This is a genomic window from Curtobacterium sp. RIT-PI-V (assembly GCF_025642935.1).
GTDB lineage: Bacteria > Actinomycetota > Actinomycetes > Actinomycetales > Microbacteriaceae > Curtobacterium.
This window is the reverse complement of record NZ_JANZKM010000027.1, coordinates 26,072-44,078: the sequence shown is the minus strand read 5'-3', so window position 1 is coordinate 44,078 and position 18,007 is coordinate 26,072. Positions and strand designations below refer to the sequence as shown.

Annotated in this window: 19 protein-coding genes and 1 tRNA gene; 12 read left to right on the top strand and 8 right to left on the bottom strand. The window is 69.8% G+C overall.

The genetic code is table 11. The annotated features are described in order from the left end of the window. Window positions 1-147: 147 nt before the first annotated feature. The 3 genes from ygfZ to OGL88_RS14885 form a co-directional block, all read right to left on the bottom strand. Window positions 148-1,233 carry a CAF17-like 4Fe-4S cluster assembly/insertion protein YgfZ gene (gene ygfZ / locus OGL88_RS14895; RefSeq protein ID WP_263055170.1) on the bottom strand — a complete coding sequence of 362 codons (1,086 nt, stop codon included), beginning with the start codon at window positions 1,231-1,233 and terminating at the stop codon, window positions 148-150. Further along, complete coding sequence (locus tag OGL88_RS14890) at window positions 1,233-1,835, bottom strand: FABP family protein (RefSeq protein WP_111085252.1); 603 nt, start codon at window positions 1,833-1,835, stop codon at window positions 1,233-1,235. Before OGL88_RS14890 ends, ygfZ begins: the two co-directional genes overlap by 1 nt. Window positions 1,836-1,972: 137 nt before the next feature. Further along, window positions 1,973-2,254: a hypothetical protein gene (locus tag OGL88_RS14885; RefSeq protein WP_214547251.1), complete on the bottom strand. Its 282-nt coding sequence runs from the start codon at window positions 2,252-2,254 to the stop codon at window positions 1,973-1,975. Between the two features lie 129 nt (window positions 2,255-2,383). Here OGL88_RS14885 and OGL88_RS14880 point away from each other — a divergent pair, with 129 nt between their 5' ends. The 8 genes from OGL88_RS14880 (at window position 2,384) to pstB (ending at window position 11,442) form a co-directional block, all read left to right on the top strand. Continuing rightward, window positions 2,384-3,067, top strand: coding sequence for a winged helix-turn-helix domain-containing protein (locus OGL88_RS14880; RefSeq protein WP_123293289.1), 684 nt, complete (start codon window positions 2,384-2,386; stop codon window positions 3,065-3,067). After that, a complete protein-coding gene (mshD, locus tag OGL88_RS14875) occupies window positions 3,067-3,879 on the top strand; it encodes a mycothiol synthase (protein ID WP_263055172.1) in 813 nt (270 codons plus the stop codon). Before OGL88_RS14880 ends, mshD begins: the two co-directional genes overlap by 1 nt. A gap of 102 nt (window positions 3,880-3,981) precedes the next feature. After that, window positions 3,982-6,147, top strand: coding sequence for an RNA degradosome polyphosphate kinase (locus OGL88_RS14870; protein WP_123293277.1), 2,166 nt, complete (start codon window positions 3,982-3,984; stop codon window positions 6,145-6,147). Then, window positions 6,144-7,091, top strand: coding sequence for an NUDIX hydrolase (locus OGL88_RS14865; protein ID WP_205463239.1), 948 nt, complete (start codon window positions 6,144-6,146; stop codon window positions 7,089-7,091). The genes OGL88_RS14870 and OGL88_RS14865 overlap by 4 nt, the downstream gene beginning before the upstream one ends. Before the next feature lie 210 nt (window positions 7,092-7,301). Further along, on the top strand, window positions 7,302-8,405 hold the full coding sequence (locus OGL88_RS14860) for a phosphate ABC transporter substrate-binding protein PstS (protein ID WP_205463240.1): 1,104 nt from the start codon (window positions 7,302-7,304) through the stop codon (window positions 8,403-8,405). A 173-nt stretch (window positions 8,406-8,578) separates the two neighbouring features. After that, window positions 8,579-9,529, top strand: coding sequence for a phosphate ABC transporter permease subunit PstC (gene pstC, locus OGL88_RS14855; RefSeq protein WP_205463241.1), 951 nt, complete (start codon window positions 8,579-8,581; stop codon window positions 9,527-9,529). Window positions 9,530-9,542: 13 nt separating this feature from the next. Continuing rightward, window positions 9,543-10,628, top strand: coding sequence for a phosphate ABC transporter permease PstA (gene pstA, locus OGL88_RS14850; protein ID WP_205463242.1), 1,086 nt, complete (start codon window positions 9,543-9,545; stop codon window positions 10,626-10,628). Between the two features lie 34 nt (window positions 10,629-10,662). Then, the gene (gene pstB, locus OGL88_RS14845; protein ID WP_111085283.1) at window positions 10,663-11,442 is read left to right on the top strand and encodes a phosphate ABC transporter ATP-binding protein PstB; all 780 of its coding nucleotides are present in this window, start codon (window positions 10,663-10,665) and stop codon (window positions 11,440-11,442) included. 300 nt (window positions 11,443-11,742) lie between these two features. Here pstB and OGL88_RS14840 read toward each other — a convergent pair whose 3' ends face one another. From OGL88_RS14840 to OGL88_RS14830, 3 genes are all read right to left on the bottom strand, one after another. Then, window positions 11,743-12,624: an anti-sigma factor gene (locus OGL88_RS14840; protein WP_263091929.1), complete on the bottom strand. Its 882-nt coding sequence runs from the start codon at window positions 12,622-12,624 to the stop codon at window positions 11,743-11,745. Then, window positions 12,621-13,220, bottom strand: a complete 600-nt coding sequence (gene sigK, locus OGL88_RS14835; RefSeq protein WP_263055173.1) for an ECF RNA polymerase sigma factor SigK — start codon at window positions 13,218-13,220, stop codon at window positions 12,621-12,623. Before sigK ends, OGL88_RS14840 begins: the two co-directional genes overlap by 4 nt. Window positions 13,221-13,787: 567 nt before the next feature. After that, window positions 13,788-14,417: a DNA-directed RNA polymerase subunit beta gene (locus tag OGL88_RS14830; protein ID WP_173168866.1), complete on the bottom strand. Its 630-nt coding sequence runs from the start codon at window positions 14,415-14,417 to the stop codon at window positions 13,788-13,790. Between the two features lie 126 nt (window positions 14,418-14,543). On the opposite strand from OGL88_RS14830, the gene OGL88_RS14825 reads away from it, so the two are divergent. The 4 genes from OGL88_RS14825 to OGL88_RS14810 all read left to right on the top strand — a co-directional run bounded on the left by OGL88_RS14825 (window position 14,544) and on the right by OGL88_RS14810 (window position 16,108). Then, the gene (locus OGL88_RS14825) at window positions 14,544-14,705 is read left to right on the top strand and encodes a DUF2207 domain-containing protein (RefSeq protein WP_146249745.1); all 162 of its coding nucleotides are present in this window, start codon (window positions 14,544-14,546) and stop codon (window positions 14,703-14,705) included. A 53-nt stretch (window positions 14,706-14,758) separates the two neighbouring features. After that, window positions 14,759-14,834, top strand: a tRNA-Lys gene (locus tag OGL88_RS14820). 39 nt (window positions 14,835-14,873) lie between these two features. After that, window positions 14,874-15,623: an SGNH/GDSL hydrolase family protein gene (locus tag OGL88_RS14815; RefSeq protein WP_263091928.1), complete on the top strand. Its 750-nt coding sequence runs from the start codon at window positions 14,874-14,876 to the stop codon at window positions 15,621-15,623. A gap of 164 nt (window positions 15,624-15,787) precedes the next feature. Continuing rightward, window positions 15,788-16,108 (top strand): hypothetical protein, encoded by a 321-nt coding sequence (locus OGL88_RS14810; protein WP_263055175.1) that lies wholly within the window; start codon window positions 15,788-15,790, stop codon window positions 16,106-16,108. Window positions 16,109-16,181: 73 nt separating this feature from the next. On the opposite strand, the gene OGL88_RS14805 is transcribed toward OGL88_RS14810, so the two are convergent. Continuing rightward, the gene (locus tag OGL88_RS14805) at window positions 16,182-17,114 is read right to left on the bottom strand and encodes an aldose 1-epimerase family protein (RefSeq protein ID WP_263055176.1); all 933 of its coding nucleotides are present in this window, start codon (window positions 17,112-17,114) and stop codon (window positions 16,182-16,184) included. Next, window positions 17,111-17,956, bottom strand: coding sequence for a DeoR/GlpR family DNA-binding transcription regulator (locus OGL88_RS14800; RefSeq protein ID WP_263055177.1), 846 nt, complete (start codon window positions 17,954-17,956; stop codon window positions 17,111-17,113). The genes OGL88_RS14805 and OGL88_RS14800 overlap by 4 nt, the downstream gene beginning before the upstream one ends. Window positions 17,957-18,007: the final 51 nt, after the last annotated feature.

Sequence of the window (18,007 nt, the reverse complement as noted above, 5' to 3'; positions counted from 1 at the left end):
CGCGTGCAATGTCGGAACATGCAGGCGCACACGATGCGTGCGCATCACCCGACGAAACACCGGTCGATCAACTCGTGGACTGTCGGAACCTGCCCAGGCGACCCAGGCGACCGGCGACAGGCAACCGGCGACCAGCGGCGACGACCGTCAGGACCGCTTGACGGCTCCGAGCCGGGGCAGCCGCGGGACGTTCGCCGTGGCGCCGGCCTCCGGCGGGACGATGGTCTCCTGCGCCGCCGTCACCACGACGTCGTCGGCGGTGAGGGTCAGCGTCGCGGTGGGGTCGAGGGAGCGCTTGACCACGGCCAGCCCGATCGGGCCGAGCTCGTGGTGGACCGCCGAGGCCGACAGCCGCCCGACCTGCTTGTCGCCGAGCATCACGGGCGTGCCCGGAGCCGGCAGCACGGCGTCGGAGCCGTCGAGGTGCAGCTGCACGACCCGACGCGGCGGGTGCCCGAGGTTGTGCACCTTCGCGACGGTCTCCTGCCCGCGGTAGCAGCCCTTCGTCAGGTGCACGGCGGAGCGGAGCCAGTCGAGCTCGTGCGGGATGGTGCGCTCGTCCGCGTCGGACAGCGTCGGACGCCAGGCGGCGATCCGCAGTGCCTCGTACGCGAGCAGCCCCGCGACGGGTTCGTCCGACGCAGCGATCGCGGCCGAGGTGCCGGGCGTGACCACGGCGATGCGGAGGGTCCAGTCGGAGCCGGGGTGGGCCTCCTGGTCGGCGTAGCTCCACCCTCCGGGCGTGACGGTCGCCCAGGGGTCGACCCACTCGACGACGGGCGGTTCCGGCAGGACGGTCGACGCGAACGGGGCGGCCTCGCCGAACCAGCCGAGGGTCGCGAAGTCGGCCGAACGGTCGGCGACCTCGACCCGGAGCATGAAGCGCATCGAGTCGAGCCAGGCGGCGAGCGGTGCGGCGTCCTGGGGCTCGGTGAGGAGCCACGCGACCGCACCGTCGTCGACCACGCGGGCGGCGTGCTCGACCCGGCCGGACTGGTCGAGCACGAGGGTCTCGGTGCTGACGCCGGTCGGCAGACCGGTCAGCTGCTGCGAGGTGATCGAGTTGAGCCACGACAGGCGGTCCGGGCCGGAGACGGTCACGACACCGAGGCCGAGATCGACGACCGCGCGGCCACGGGCCAGCAGCCGCTGCTCGCCCAGGGGGTTGCCGAAGTGCGCAGCAGGGCCCTGCGCTGACGCGACGAAGCCGTCGCGCACTGCGAACGCCGACATCAGTCGACCTTCGCGAGCTGCCCCGAGGCGTGCGAGGTGAGTTCGCGGCCGAGCGCGGCGATGTCCCACGCCCAGAACAACTTGCCCTCGACCAGGCCGTACAGGCGGGTCGCGGCGGAGTAGTCCTTCGCGTTCGGCGAGCGCATCACGGCGTCGGTGGCCAGGTCGATCCGACCCTTGAGCACACGGCCGACGTAGAGCTCGTTGACGCCCGTCGGGTGCACGATCGCGGCTTCGACGTCGAAGCCGTCGGTGGTGTTGCGCAGCGCCTCGACGCTCTCGACGGTGCTGAACGGGGTCGGCCCCTCGCCCAGGAGCATCGCGGGGCCACGGTCACCGGGCTCGGTCGGACGGTCGATCCGCCAGTAGCCCATCTCGGCGGCGAGCGGGGTGTGGTCGTCGTCGAGCAGCCAGGTGGTGGACGAGTAGTTGAGGTACGGCAGTCCGTCGTGGCTGAAGCTCACGCGCTGGCCGAACTCGTAGGTGCGGGGCGCTTCTTCGTCACCGACGGGGTACTCCACGACGCCGGTGCCCTCCCAGACGCCGACGAGCCACGACAACGGGACCAGTTCGGGCGCCAGGCCCTCGGGGAGCTCGATCAACGCTGACCCTTGAACAGCTTCACGACGACGACGACCGAGATGAACGCGATCGCGAGCGACGCCAGGCCGAGGAGGCCCACGTAGAACAGCTCGAGCGCAAGCAGCGAATCCATGCCCCGGAGTCTACGCGGCTCGGCTCAACGCGCCAGGAGCACCACCGCGGTGACGAGCACCACGACGAAGGCACCGGACGACGCGATGCTGATCCGTTCGACCAGCCCGTCCTTCGTCGCGGTGATGAGCTGGAGCACGAAGCTCACCATCACGCAGGCGACGAACACGAGCAGCAGCCAGGCGAAGGCGTCGCGCTCGGCGAGCGTCAGGACGAGCACCGCCCCGACGACGGCCATGATCCAGACCGGCAGGACGGACGTCAGCTTGAGGCGCCGCTGGTCGGTGGGCTGCACTGGCTGGGTCACGCGTTCCATCATGACAGGGGTCACGCCCGGCGCGCGCTTGCGGGTTGCCGCGCAAACCGTCCGGCCGGATGAGGACTTCCCGAGCATCACTAGGATGTGTCCACGACGTCATCCACCTGCGGAGGTCCTGTGGCACAGCTCCTGGTACTCACCTCGACCGCGCCCGGCGACGTCCTGCCGAGCCTCGGTCTCCTGAGCCACAGGATCCGTCACGTGCCGGCCGAGGCCGCACAGCTGGTCAACGCGCCGCAGAGCGACCTGATGTTCGTGGACGCCCGCACCGACCTGGTCAGCGCGAAGGCCCTGTGCAAGATCCTCGCCTCGTCCGGCTCGACGACGCCCATCGTGCTCGTCGTGACCGAGGGTGGCCTGACCGCCGTCAACAGCGAGTGGAACGTCGACGACGTGGTGCTCGAGAGCGCCGGACCCGCCGAGATCGACGCCCGCATCCGCCTGTCCGCCGGCCGTGCGGCCAAGGGGCAGTCCAGCTCGAAGATCCAGGCGTCGGGTGTCGTCATCGACGAGGCCAGCTACTCGGCGAAGGTCCGCGGCCGGCCGCTCGACCTGACGTTCAAGGAGTTCGAGCTCCTCCGCTTCTTCGCCACGCACCCGTCCCGGGTCTTCACGCGCGAGCAGCTGCTCAGCGAGGTCTGGGGCTACGACTACTTCGGTGGCACCCGAACGGTCGACGTGCACGTCCGACGTCTCCGCGCCAAGCTCGGCGACCTCGAGTCGCTCATCGGCACGGTCCGCAACGTCGGGTACCGCTTCAACGTCTACGACGACGAGGCCGAGCGCCTGATGGGCCAGTAGTGCCGGACCTCGCTCGGTTCGTCGTGCCCGGTGAAGCACCGCCGTTCTCGGACCAGACCCTGGTCGACGTCCGCGCCGGACGCGCGACGGTCTTCTCCGTCGACGACGGGGTCGCCGTGGTCCGTGACGGCGAGCTGGAACTCGTGGTCGACCGGGAGGCCCGTGGCCGCGGCACCGGCACCGCCCTCGTCACGCAGGCGCTCGCGCTGGGCGGCGGGGCCGCTCCCGTGCTCGCCTGGGCACACGGGGACCACCCCGCAGCGCGGGCCCTGGCCGATCGGTTCGGCTGGCGCGCGGTCCGCACCCTGCTGCAGCTCCGGGCGCCGATCGACGAGGCCGACCGTCCGTCCGTCGACGTGCCGGCCGGGTACAGCCTTTCCGCGTTCCGGCCCGGCACCGAGGACGAGGCGGACTGGCTCGCCCTGAACGCCGCGGCCTTCGCGCACCACCCCGAGCAGGGCCGGATGACGCTCGACGACCTGCACGCCCGCGAGTCGGACGCCTGGTTCTCCGGCGAGGACCTGCTGCTGCTCCGCGACGCCTCCGGGCAGCTGGCCGGCTCGTGCTGGCTCAAGGTCGAGGACGGCATCGGCGAGTTCTACGCCGTCGCCGTCCGGCCCGACCTGCAGGGACAGCGGCTCGGTGGGGTGCTCATGCGCGCGGGGACTGCTCGGTTGACCGGGCGTGGGCTGACCGCCGCCGCACTGTACGTCGAGGGCGACAACGAGCCCGCGCTGGCGCTCTACCGGCGATCCGGGTTCGAGCAGTACGCGATCGACGTGCAGTACGCCGCGCCGACGTCCGAGCACTAGGCATCCGACCAGCACCCCTCCACACCCGCTCGTTCACCCGCGGTTTCCACAGCGTCCACCGGAGGCCCTCCGACCGAGAGGCCCTGGTGGCAGGATGTGGACATGGACACCGAACCGCAGCTCGACGGCGAATCCGTCGCACCCGACCTCGACGACTTCGACGAGGTCGTCGAGATCGAGCACGAGTCGCTGCCGTCGGACCGCTACTTCGACCGCGAGCTGAGCTGGCTGCGCTTCAACCAGCGCGTGCTCGAGCTGGGCGAGGACCGCACGCAGCCCCTGCTCGAGCGGGCGAACTTCCTGGCGATCTTCGCGTCCAACCTCGACGAGTTCTTCATGGTCCGGGTCGCGGGCCTGAAGCGCCGCATCGACACCGGCATCGCCGTGCCGACGAACGTCGGCCGCGCCCCGAGCGACGTCCTGCGCGACATCGCGAAGAAGGCGCACGAGCTGCAGGACCGGCACGCCCAGGCGTTCATCGGGTCGCTCAAGCCCGACCTCGACGCCGCCGGCATCCACGTCGAGCACTGGTCCGACCTCGACGAAGCCGACCGGCTCCGGATGCGCGAGTACTTCAACGAGCAGATCTTCCCGGTGCTCATGCCCCTGGCGGTCGACCCGGCGCACCCGTTCCCCTACATCTCCGGGCTCTCGCTCAACCTGGCGGTCCGGGTCCGCAACCCGAAGTCGCAGCGCCAGGAGTTCGCGCGCCTCAAGGTGCCGCAGAACTTCTCCCGCTTCATCAAGCTGCCGGACGACAACTCCGGCCGGATGCGCTTCATCCCCCTCGAAGACCTCATCGCGAACCACCTCGACGACCTGTTCCCGGGGATGGAGGTGCTCGAGCACCACGTGTTCCGGGTCACCCGCAACGAGGACGTCGAGATCGAGGAAGACGAGGCCGAGAACCTCATCCAGGCCCTCGAGCGCGAACTGCTGCGTCGCCGGTTCGGTCCGCCCATCCGCCTCGAGATCACCGAGGACATGGACCCGGTGACCCTCGACCTGCTCGTGCGCGAACTCGACATCACCGAGCAGGAGGTCTTCCGGCTGCCGTCGCCGCTCGACCTCGGTGGCCTGTTCGAGCTCTCGAAGATCAACCGCCCGGACCTGCACTACCCGAAGCACGTGCCGACGACCCCGGTGCAGTTCCAGCCCGGTGAGCCGAACACGAAGCCCGACCTGTTCCGCGCGATCAAGGCGAACGACGTCCTCGTGCACCACCCGTACGAGTCCTTCGCGACGAGCGTGCAGGCGTTCCTCGAGCAGGCCGCAGCCGATCCGCACGTGCTCGCGATCAAGCAGACGCTGTACCGCACCTCGGGTGACAGCCCCATCGTCGAGGCCCTGATCGACGCGGCCGCCGCGGGCAAGCAGGTCCTGGCGCTCGTCGAGATCAAGGCGCGCTTCGACGAGCAGAACAACATCACGTGGGCCCGCAAGCTCGAGAAGGCCGGCGTGCACGTCGTCTACGGCCTGGTCGGGCTGAAGACGCACTCGAAGCTCGTCCTCGTCATCCGGCAAGAGGGCGGCACGCTCAAGCACTACAGCCACATCGGCACGGGCAACTACAACCCGAAGACCTCGCGGATCTACGAGGACATGGGCCTCTTCACCGCCGACGACACCGTGGGCAAGGACCTGACGCGCCTGTTCAACGAGCTGTCCGGCTACGCGATCGAGAAGAAGTTCAAGCGGCTGCTCGTCGCGCCGCTGCACCTGCGCAAGGGGCTGCTCAAGCGGATCCAGACCGAGTCCGACAACGCCCGCGCCGGCAAGCCGTCCGGCATCCGGATCAAGGTCAACTCGATGGTCGACGAGCAGATCATCGACGCCCTGTACCTGGCCAGCCAGGCGGGCGTGCCGGTGGACGTCTGGGTGCGCGGGATCTGCTCGCTCAAGCCGGGGATGGAAGGCGTGAGCGACACCATCCGGGTACGGAGCATCGTCGGGCGGTACCTCGAGCACTCCCGTGCGTTCGCGTTCCACAACGACGGCGACCCGGCGGTGTTCATCGGCAGCGCCGACATGATGCACCGCAACCTCGACCGCCGCGTCGAGGCGCTCGTGCGGCTGACGGCACCGGACCACATCGACGAGGTGCTGGCGATGTTCGACCTGGCGATGGCCGACACCGCGAGCTCGTGGCACCTCGAGTCCGACGGTGAGTGGACCCGCCACTCGACCGACGATGACGGTCGCCCGCTCGAAGACGTGCAGAATGTGACGATGCGGAAGATCTCGGCTCGGAAGCGCTCCACTCGGTGAGCGGCGGTCCCTCGGGCCCCGTCCTCGCCGCCGGCGCGGTCGTCTGGCGCGAACAGGACGGCACGCCGCTCGTGCTGCTCATCCACCGCGACCACCACAAGGACGTCTCACTGCCCAAGGGCAAGGTCGACCCGGGCGAGGCCGTCCCGACGACCGCCGTGCGCGAGATCGACGAGGAGACCGGGTACCGCGTGCACCTCGGTGCACCGCTCGGCACCGCGGAGTACGTGCTGCCGAACGGTCGCGACAAGGTCGTGCACTACTGGGCTGCGCGCGTCTCGTCGAAGGAGTACGCCCGCGCGGGTGACTTCACCCCGAACCACGAGGTCGCCGCCCTCGAGTGGGTCACGATCGACGACGCCCGCAACCGCCTGACGTACGAACGCGACGTGGCGATCCTCGACCGGTTCGCCGAGCGCGCCGCCGCCGGCCACCACCGTACGTTCGCCCTGATCGCGCTGCGGCACGCGAAGACCGTGCCCGGCTCCGACTGGAACGGCCCGGACGCCACCCGTCCGCTCCTGCCCGTCGGTCGTTCGCAGGCCAAGGCCGCCGCGTCGCCCGTCGCCGCGTTCGGCCCGAAGAAGATCGTGAGCAGCACGGCGGCCCGGTGCCTCGCCACCGTCGAACCGTTGTCCGCCACCACGAAGCTCGGCGTCTCGAGCACCCCCGACATCAGCCAGGACGCCCACGACCGCGGCGCCGCCGACGTCAAGGGCGTCGTCCGCCGTCGGCTCGACAAGGGCAAGAGCACGGTGCTCTGCTCACACGGCCCGGTGCTCCCCGACATCATCGCCCGGATCGCCACCGCGACCGCCGACGACTCGGGCCGGTTCGACCTGCGCCGCGCCGCGATGCTGTCGGTCGGCGACTTCTCGGTGATGCACATCGCCGGCGAGACGCTCGTCGCCGTCGAGACGCACCGCAACACGATCCCGGCGTAGCGACCGCACGCCCTGCACCCGGCCACGGGCCGGGCGTCCGCCGCGCCCGGAACGCGATCCGCGCCTCCCGGTCGGCACAACCCCTCGTTCACCTTCCGTTCACCAACGCGCGTGATCCCCGTCACCTCGCGTCCCTACAGTCGCTCCCGGGTCGGCACCGGCCCAGGGACCGCAGTGGTCCCACTGCACCCCATCCCCGAAGGGACCCCTGTGAACATCAAGCGAATCGGTTCGATCGCAGCAATCGCGATCGCCGGCGCAGTCGTGCTCTCCTCGTGCGCGGCGAACGAGGACGCGGGCAGCACCGAGTCCTCCTCGAGCAACTCCGGCTCCTCGAGCCTCACCGGAACCCTGACCGGCTCCGGTTCCTCCGCCCAGCAGACCGCGCAGGCCACCTGGGCCGCCGGTTTCCAGGACGTCGCCAAGGGCGTCACGGTGAACTACTCGCCCGACGGCTCGGGCGCCGGCCGCAAGAACTTCATCTCGGGCGCCGCGGACTTCGCCGGCTCCGACGCAGCACTGAACGACGAGGAGCTCTCGGGCTCCTTCGACCTGTGCAAGGCCGACACCAAGGCCATCGACATCCCGGTCTACATCTCCCCGATCGCGATCGCCTACAAGGTCGACGGCGTCAGCGACCTGACCCTCGACGCGAAGACCATCGCGGGCATCTTCTCGGGCAAGATCACCAAGTGGAACGACTCGCAGATCGCCTCGCTGAACAAGGACGCGAAGCTGCCGGACGCGAACATCACGGTCGTGCACCGCTCCGACGACTCGGGCACCACGCAGAACTTCTCGGAGTACGTCTCCGCGAACGCCGGCGACGTCTGGACCGAAGAGCCGAGCCAGACCTTCCCGTACTCGGTCGGCGACAGCGCGAAGGGCACCTCCGGTGTCGCCTCCGCCATGGGCAGCGCCACCAACGCGATCACCTACATCGACGACTCCGGCGCGGGTGACCTCGACAAGGCGAAGCTGATGGTCGGCGACAAGGCCACCGAGATCTCGGCCGACGGCGCCGCACAGGTCGTCGCCGACTCGAAGGTCGCCACCGGCCGCGAGGACAACGACCTCGCGATCGACATCGACCGCAAGGACACCGCTGACGGCGCCTGGCCGCTCGTCCTCGTCTCCTACGCCATCGCGTGCCAGGAGTACAAGGACTCGGACAAGGCCGACCTGGTCAAGGGCTTCCTGAACTACGTCGTCTCCGGCGACGCCCAGGACGCTGCGGCGAAGGAGGCCAAGTCGGCCGCCCTGTCGTCCGACCTGGCCGACAAGGCCGCTGCCGCGGTCGACTCCATCAAGTAAGACCCCCAAGCGCCCGGACGCCGGTCCCACCCACCTGACCGGCGTCCGGGCCCTTGCTCGTCGCGACGTGAGCAGCCCGGCTCCACCGCCAGCGCCCGTCCGACCGGCACCCCGCTCCACGCTCCACCACCCGAACCCGTCGCCTCCCCCGGCGTTCCTCCGACAGGAGTCCCATGACGACCGCACCGGCCCAGCCAGGGGCCACCGTCACCCCGACCAAGCCGAAGGCCGTCGTCCGCGTCGGCGACCGGGTGTTCTCCGCCGCCTCGGTGATCGCCGGCGGCCTCATCCTCTTCGTGCTCGTGCTCGTCGCCGCGTTCCTCGTCTGGCAGAGCATCCCGGCGTTCGCCGCCAAGGTCGGCGACCTGCCGAACAACGCCACGAACTTCTGGGACTACGTCGGCCCCCTGGTCTTCGGCACCGTCTGGTCCGCGCTCATCGCGCTCGTGATCGCGGTCCCGCTCGCGCTCGGGATCGCCCTGTTCATCTCGCACTACGCACCGCGACGCCTCGCGCCGGTGCTCGGCTACGTCATCGACCTGCTCGCCGCGGTCCCGTCGGTCGTCTACGGCCTCTGGGGCATCGTGGTGCTGGCACCGTTCGTGAAGCCGTTCTACGCCTTCCTGAACGAGTACCTCGGCTGGTTCCCGCTCTTCTCCGGCCAGGTGTCCGGCACCGGCCGTACCATCCTGACCGCGTCGATCGTCCTCGCCGTGATGGCGATCCCGATCATGACGGCGGTCATGCGCGAGATCTTCCTGCAGGCGCCCACGCTCAACGAGGAAGCCGCCCTGGCCCTCGGTGCGACGCGCTGGGAGATGATCCGCCTGTCCGTGCTGCCGTTCGCGAAGTCCGGCATCGTCTCCGCGATCATGCTCGGGCTCGGACGTGCCCTGGGCGAGACGATGGCGATCGCCCTGGTGCTGTCGGTCTCGACGAACGTCACCTTCCAGATGCTGACCTCGCAGAACCCCTCGACGATCGCCGCGAACATCGCGCTGCAGTTCGCCGAGGCATCGGGAACCGCCCTGAACGCCCTGATCGCAACGGGCCTGATCCTGTTCGTCATCACCCTGGTCATCAACATGCTCGCGCGGTACATCGTCCGCACGCGGGTCAGCTGAGAGGTCGCACCCGATGTCCCTCGCGCTCCGTCAGACCGGCACCGCCGGCAACGTCTACGCCAACGGCAAGCTGCACCGCTCGGTGCCGTGGCTGCTGCTGGTCGGCAGCTGGGTCGCCCTGGTGGCCGTGTTCGCCCTGCTCAACGCCGGCGGCGCGGTCAAGGACTTCAACGTCGTCGCCGCCCTGTTCCTCGGCACCGTCCTGTTCGACGTCCTGATCGTGGTCGTCTCGCGCATCGTCGAGGGCGGTCGTCAGGCCGTCAACCGACTGATCACGTCGCTCGTCATCACCGCCTTCGTCATCGCGGTCCTGCCGCTGGTGTCGCTGCTCTGGACCGTGATCGCCGACGGCCTGGCCCGCTTCGACGCGAACTTCTTCTCGTACTCGATGCGCGGCGTGATCTCCGAGGGCGGCGGCGCGATCCACGCGCTGGTCGGCACGCTCGAGATCACCCTGTTCGCGGCGCTCATCTCGGTGCCGATCGGTCTGCTCACCTCGATCTACCTGGTCGAGTACGGCCGCGGCGCACTGGCGAAGGGCATCACGTTCTTCGTCGACGTCATGACGGGCATCCCCTCGATCGTCGCCGGTCTGTTCGCCTACTCGCTGTTCGCGCTGTTCCTCGGCCCGGGCGCCCGGTTCGGACTGGTCGGCTCCGTCGCCCTGTCGGTGCTGATGATCCCGATCGTCGTGCGCTCCACCGAAGAGGTGCTGAAGATCGTCCCGATGGAGCTCCGCGAAGCGTCGTACGCCCTCGGGGTGCCGAAGTACCTCACGATCCTCAAGGTCGTCCTGCCCACGTCGCTCGCCGGCATCACCACCGGCGTCATGCTCTCCATCGCCCGCGTCATCGGTGAGACGGCTCCGCTGCTCGTCACCGCCGGCTTCACCGCGAGCATGAACTACGACCTGTTCAAGGACCCGATGATGACCCTGCCGGTGTACGCGTACACGCAGTACTCGCAGCAGGGCGCCAACCCGCAGCCGTTCGTCGACCGTGCCTGGACCGCCGCGCTGGTGCTCATCCTCATCGTGATGGCGCTCAACCTGCTCGCCCGGTTCGTCACCCGACTCTTCGCCCCCAAGCTCTCGCGCTAGCGAACCCACTTCCCCACCCACCAGAAGGATCAACGTGTCCAAGCGCATCGAGGTCGACGGCCTCAACGTCTACTACTCGAAGTTCAAGGCGGTCGAGGGTGTCGACATCACCATCGAGCCCCGCACAGTCACCGCCTTCATCGGCCCGTCCGGCTGCGGCAAGTCCACCTTCCTCCGCACCCTGAACCGCATGCACGAGGTCATCCCCGGCGCATGGGTCGAGGGCTCGGTCAAGATCGACGGCGACGACCTGTACGGCCCCGGGGTCGACCCGGTGCTCGTCCGTCGCCAGGTCGGCATGGTCTTCCAGCGTCCGAACCCGTTCCCGACGATGTCCATCAAGGACAACGTGCTCGCGGGCGTGAAGCTCAACAACAAGCGTGTCTCGAAGTCCGAGGCCGACGACATCGTCGAGCGCTCCCTGCAGGGCGCGAACCTGTGGAACGAGGTCAAGGACCGCCTCGACAAGCCCGGCATGGGCCTGTCCGGTGGACAGCAGCAGCGTCTCTGCATCGCCCGCGCCATCGCGGTGCAGCCCGACGTGCTGCTGATGGACGAGCCCTGCTCGGCGCTCGACCCGATCTCCACCCTGGCCATCGAGGACCTGATCGAGGAGCTCAAGAAGGAGTTCACGATCGTCATCGTCACGCACAACATGCAGCAGGCCTCGCGCGTCAGCGACAAGACCGCGTTCTTCAACATCGCCGGCACCGGTGCGCCGGGCAAGCTCATCGAGTTCGACGACACCGCGACGATGTTCTCGAACCCGTCCGTCCAGGCCACCGAGGACTACGTCTCGGGTCGCTTCGGTTGATCCGCTGCCGTCCGTCGTGCTGACGGACGATCGGGAGGCCCGGTGCACGTCCGCCACGGACGCGCACCGGGCCTTCGTGGTCGCGTTGGGTGCGGGGCCGGCGGGGTTGGGTGCCGCACGGCGTGGGTGGGTGGGTGCGTGCGCATGTTCCGACGATCCACGCGTCGATCGCCTCGTGGTTCGTCGCTCGATGCGCACGCAGACGTTGCGTGCGCATGTTCCGACGATTCACGCGTCGATCGCCTCGTGGAACGACGGAAGGTGCCCACGCATCGATCGCGTGGGCACCTTCCGGGAGGGTCAGGCCGAGGTGGTCGGGACCGCCATGATCGGCGTCGTGGTCGGCTGCTCCGAACCACCGGCCGGCTCGACCGTCATGCCGATCGTCGCACCGTCGGACATCGAGCCCTTCAGCACGGCCGAGTGCACACCGTCGGCGACACCGTCGACCAGACCGGCCGACTTGATCGTGCCGCCCTCGTTCTCGGAGCCGATGTACCAGAGCTCGTACGTCTTGCCCTTCGGTGCCTGGGCGACACCGTCGAGGATGACCGCGGACTTGCCGAGGTCGCTCGACCACACGACCGTGGCCGTGCCACCGCCCTCGACCTTGGTGGTGCTGCGCTGGAAGTCCGACGCCGCGTAGATGCGGTCGAGGCCGCTCGACGCCTGCGTGGTGCCGGTGCCCGGTCCGTCGGCCGGGCCGTTCGCGACGCCGACCCCCAGGCCGACACCGAGGAAGACCACGGCGACCGCAGCAGCACTGGTGAGCATGGCTGCCGGACGTTGGAACCAGCGGCGGCGGGCCTCGGAGGTCGCACGACCACCGGTGGTGGAGCCGTCGGCGATCGAGGCGACGTGCCTGGCGGGCTCGGGACGGGCCTCCTGGACGGAGGTGGTCTCGGCGACCGAGGTCTGGTCGACCGCCGTGTCGGCCAGTGGTGCAGCCTGCGGGGTCGTGGCGATCTGGGCCAGCAGCGACGCGCGGAGCGACGTCGGGGGCTCGATCGGCGCGGCGGCGAAGGCCAGCTGCAGCGCGGTCTCGCGCAGCGAGTCGGCCTCGGCCTGGAGTTCGGGCGACGTCGTGAGGACGTCCTCGAGGAGCATGCGCTCATCGTCGGACAGCGCGTCGAGTGCGTAGGAACCCGTCAGCAGGGCGGGGTCGTCGTGTCGTTCGGTCATGAGGTCACCCCCATCTCGTCTCGGAGTCGGATCATCCCGTCACGGAGACGGGTCTTGACGGTGCCGATGGGGACACCGAGTTGTTCGGCCATCTCGCTGTGCGAGAAGCCTCCGTAGTACGCGAGCTGCACGGCCTGCCGTTGGAACTCGGTCAGTTTGGCCAGTGCCCGGCCGACCCGCTCGTGTTCGATGCGGATCTCGACCGACTCGGACACCTGGTCGAAACCGGACTCGAGGTCGCGGATACCGATCTTCGTGTCCCGGTCGTGCGAGGCCTGCGACGCCCGGACCCGGTCCACCGCTCGGCGGTGCGCCATGGTCAGGACCCAGCTGGAGGCGGTCCCGCGCTTCCGGTCGAACCGGGTGGCCTGTTGCCAGACTTCGAGGAAGACCTCCTGCGTGACCTCTTCGGACTGAGCGCGGTCCCGGAGGAGCCGCGTCACGAGTCCGAGGACCCGGCCGGAGAGGACGTCGTAGAGGTCCGCGAAGGCGGCTTGGTCACCGGAGGCAACCCGCGCCAAGAGGTCGTCCGGCGATGCCGGGGCTGGCTCTGACGAGCTCCAGCGTTCGGTGTCGCTATCCACGAGGGCAAGCATTGCAGGTTTCCCTCCTCTCGGGTGCTTCGGCGACCGGTTGTGGCCGTTCTGTCAGGGGTGCTGCGTGGTGCGGTGGTGCTGGTGGTGCTGTGCTGCGGTCCCGCCCCGGGTAGGACGGAGCCGCCGCGTCGTGCGGTCGAGACGAGAGGCCAGCGTGACCCACAGGGAATTGACCGGCGGATACCGGTCCGGGTCACGCCGGGCCTCTCGCGTTCGTGACGGTCATCAAGTCCGTCACGCTGATGATTCGGCGCGGTGCCCGTGGTGGATTGGATCGGATGCCGAGAAGTTGTGGAGACGCCGCGACCGGCCGTCTGCCGGGCACGCCCGGGTCCGGATCTGTCCACCGAGAGTGAACAGGGCAGCGGACTCAGCCGACGCGTCGTAGAGTTGACGTCGCCGGGCCGCAGCAAGCCCCGGGCTCCAAAATTCGCCGCTTCGAGCGGCCTCGCGCCGAGAGGCGCTTCTGCGGCCCGGTTCTTCTCTGCCCTGCGGCGTTCTGCCTTCCGCGTTCTGCCCTGCGGCGTTCTGCCGGGAGGCCCGATGCGGGTCCGGCGCGTTCGCTCGCTAGTCCAGGCTCTCGCGACGCCAGAGCGCCGCCGCCTCGGTCAGGTCGGCCGCCAGTTCCGTGAGACGGAGCGCCCGCCGCGTCAGTTCGCTCGCGCGGCCGGTCGCGGTCAGGTCGGAGTCGTCCGCCACCGCAGTCGCACCGGCCGCGGTGAGCCGGCAGAACGCCGCCCCACGGTCGAGCGCCACGGCGAAGTCACCCGTGTACAGCCCGTGCAGGATGCGGTCCGCCAGGGTGAGGATCTCGGCAGGACCGGTCGGCTGCTCGGCCCCCGCGACCGCCTGGTCGATCGTGCCGATGCGCTCGGTGCCGCGCTGGAAGAAGTACGCGATCTCCTCCGGGTTCTGCCGGATCACCGTGCGGACGAGGTACACCCGCCACAGGGCACCCGGCAGGGTGTGCGCACCCACCCGCGCCCAGAGTTCGGCGATCGCGTCGATGCCGTGCACGTCCGTGTAGGTGACGAGCCGCTCGACCACAGCGGGGTCCGGGTCCTGACGCACCCGGTGCAGCAGCGCGTTCGCGGTCTCGTGCGCGACACGGTTCACGACGGCCGGGTCCTCGCCGCCCTGGATCGCGGCGAACTCGGCATCGGTGAAGTGGACAGGACGGTGGTGATCGCGAGGCACCGCGTCAGTGTAGGCACGGCCGGTGACACGCCCGCCCTCCGTTCGCCCAGAACGCAACGGCAGCGCCGCGGGTACGGTGTCTCGTCGGGAGGCGCTCCTCCCGAACGTGAAGGAGAGGACTCCCCCATGAACCCGTTGCTCATCATCCTGGCCGTCATCGCGGTCATCCTGCTGTTCGTCGGTGGCTTCACCGCGAGCCTCAAGTTCCTGCTGTGGGTCGGCATCGTGCTGCTCATCGTGGCCGTCGTCCTGTGGCTGCTGCGGACGCTCACCGGGCGCCGCGGCTGACCGGCGACACCAGGTTCTTCCCAGAGGCCCTCACCCGCTAGCCTTGCGGGTGAGGGCCTCTAGCTCAGTTGGTAGAGCACCGGACTTTTAATCCGAGGGTCGTGGGTTCGAGCCCCACGGGGCCCACCATCAGCCTGGTCCGTGCGTCCGTTGTCTAGAATGTGGCGGGTGGCACGACGACTCCTCCCCGGCATCGCGCTCGGAGCCATGGCTCTCGGCGTCAGCGGGCTGCTCGTCATCCTGCCGACCGTGTCGAGTGCATGCCAGCCCGTCACGACGTCGTCGAGCGTCTCCTCCGCCGAGGTCGCGGACGCGATCGCCCCTGGCTCGCACGTCCTGATCGTCGGCGACTCGTACACCACCGGCCGCGGCTCGACCAGCGGCGTCCACGGATGGGCGCAGGACCTCGCAGCCGACCGGGACTGGAAGGCCACCATCGACGGCTACCCGGGAACGGGCTACGTCGACACCGGGCGCACCGGGTCCTCGCACTACACGTTCGGCCCCCGCCTCGAACGGCACGCCACGACCGACGCTCCGCAGCTCGTCATCGTGCAGGGCAGCCAGAACGACTGGCTCGTCGACTCGTCGACGCTGCAGGCCCGGGTCGAGCAGACCCTCCGCGCCGCGGAACAGACCTGGCCGGACGCGGTCGTCGTGGCGCTCGGGCCGTCAGCGCCGATGCCGCGGGCGAAGGCGAACGTCGGGGTCGCCGCCTCGGTCTCCGCAGGGGCTGCAGCAGCGGGTGTGCCGTTCATCGACCCGCTCGCCGGGCAGTGGTTCACCGCGGCGAACAGCCCGGGCTACGCGGCGATCGACGGCGGGCACCTCAACGACGCCGGCTACCAGTACATGGCCGAACGGGTCTCGGACTCCCTCGACGCCCTCGCTGTGCCCGAGGACGAACGCTGCGCCTGACCTCGGCTTCGGGGTACAAGTCGCCCCCAGCTGGCTCATGGCAGATCCCCTGCACACATCAGCCCGCGCACAGCCGACTGTTGGGCTGCCGCCGATAGTGTCGTTCCCGGATCCGATCACCGGATCTTGCAGCACCGCACCACCACGAACGAACGGGGTACACCGTGATCGAGCCCATCGAAGCCACGCCGACCAGCACCACCGGGGACGCGCGCCGCATCGTCGAGCTCGCAGCAGCGACGAACACGACGATGAGCAACGAGCTCCTGCTCGACACGCTCCGCCGCAACGCGCAGGTCACGACCCGGCACATCCGCAAGGACTTCATCGAGGTCGCGACGGCCACCGCGGTGCTCGGCTACGTGTGCCGACAGCGCAAGGACTTCATCGCCCTGCGCGGAGACGACCCGGCTTGGGCGCACGAGGTCGGCCGCTACGCCAGCGAGTCACTCGCGGTCGAGGCACTCCGCATGCGCCGCGGCTGACAGCAGCTCCACGCCACGAACGCAGCAGGCCCCGCCGGACATCCGACGGGGCCTGCTCGGTGCACGACGACGGTCAGGACCAGACGCGGCGGATGCCCCAGGTACCCGTCCAGGTCTCGTCGGGCTCGAGCCACCGCAGGCCCTCGCCGGAGTTCAGGGCGTTGGCCGGAGCGGTCATCGGCTCGACCGCCACGGCCAGGCCCTTGGCGTCACCACGCGGGTACTCGCGCGAGGTGAACACCTGCACGTACGGGAACGACGCGTCCTGCCAGAGCTGCACGCCGTCACCCTCGGGGCCGTGCAGCGTCGTGTGGCGGACGCCGTCGGCGTCCGGGGTGATGTCGGAGTACGCGGTGTCGAGATCCGCATCACCGGCACGCAGTCCCCGTCGCAGGTCGAACGAAGTGCCCTCCACCGACACGGACCCGTTCGGCACCTTCTGCTCGTCGACGGTGAAGGCGGTGGCGGCGTCGAGCGTGACGACGAGGTCGTCGGCCGGGGTGTCACCGGCACGCAGGTACGGGTGCGCCCCCACGGCGAAGGGTGCGCGGGCTCCGGAGCGGTTCGTGATCTCGTGCGTCACCCGGATGCCGTCGTCGACGAGCTCGTGGCGCACCCGGGTCTCGAGGGTGAACGGCCAGCCGTGCTGCGGGTGGATCGTGGCTTCCTGCACGATGCCCGTCTCGGTCTGCGACACCACGCGGTACGGCGCGAAGCGGAGCAGTCCGTGCGAGGCGTTGCCGTACTTCGGCTCCGAGACGTCCAGCTGCTGTCGCTTGCCGTCGAGCTCCCAGACCCCTCCGGCGACGCGGTTCGGCCACGGCACGAGCACGATGCCGTTGGCGCCCGGCGGCTGCTCGGTGACGGGGAACGGCTCGGTCAGGTCGAAGCCGGCGACGCGGAGTTCTCGGATGCCGGCGGCGACCTCGGTCACGACGGCCTCGACGACGCCGTCCGGTCCGGCGTGGTGCAGGCGGTACTGGCCACCGGTGGGTGCTGCGGTCATGGGGTGTGGTTCCTTCCGGCTGTGTCCTCGCCGTCCGCGACGACGACCTCGACGCCGGCCGCCCGGATCGTGGCGACCGCGTCGGCTTCGGCCTCGGCGGTGACGACGACGTCGATGTCCTCGAGCGCGCGGACGACCCCGATGTGGGCCCGGCCGAACTTCGACCCGTCCGCGACCACGACCGTACGCCGAGCGGTGGCCGCGAGCACCCGCTTCGCCTCGGTCTCGGGCAGGTTGACGTTGGTCAGGCCGTGCGCGACGTCGACACCGGTGCCGCCGAGGAACACGACGTCGGCGGCGATCACCGGCAACAGGGTGTTGTTGAACGGCGCGACGAGCGAGTGCTGGAGCGGTCGGAGGGTGCCGCCGGTGACGATCACGGTGAACCGCGGCACGGCGCGCTCGAGGGCCAGGGCGGTCGTCAGCGAGTTCGTGACCACGGTGACGTCGGACAGCTCCGTGCGCGCGACGAGCGCCTCGGCGACCGCGGCCGGGGTGGTACCGACGTCGAGCACGACACACTCGCCGGAGCGCACGAGCGCTGCGGCCGCGCGGCCGATGGCGGCCTTGGCCACCTGGTGCTCGACCGCGGTCTCCTCGAAGGGGCGTTCGGTGGACCCAGCCCCGAGGCGGACCGCTCCACCGTGCACTCGGCGGATCCGGGCCTCCTGGTCGAGGACCGCGAGGTCCTGCCGGACCGTCACCTCACTCGTGCCGAGCGACGCGGCCAGCGCGGCGGTCCGGACCATGCCGGGTGCGCCCTCGACGATGGAGACGATGCGGTCCTGTCGCAGCGGTGCTGGTAGCGATCCAGCCAGGAAGGAGAGGTCGTCGTCGGTCACGGCTCTAGTTTCGCTTGCTTCCGAAGACTTTCGCAACGCTTCGGATCGGCG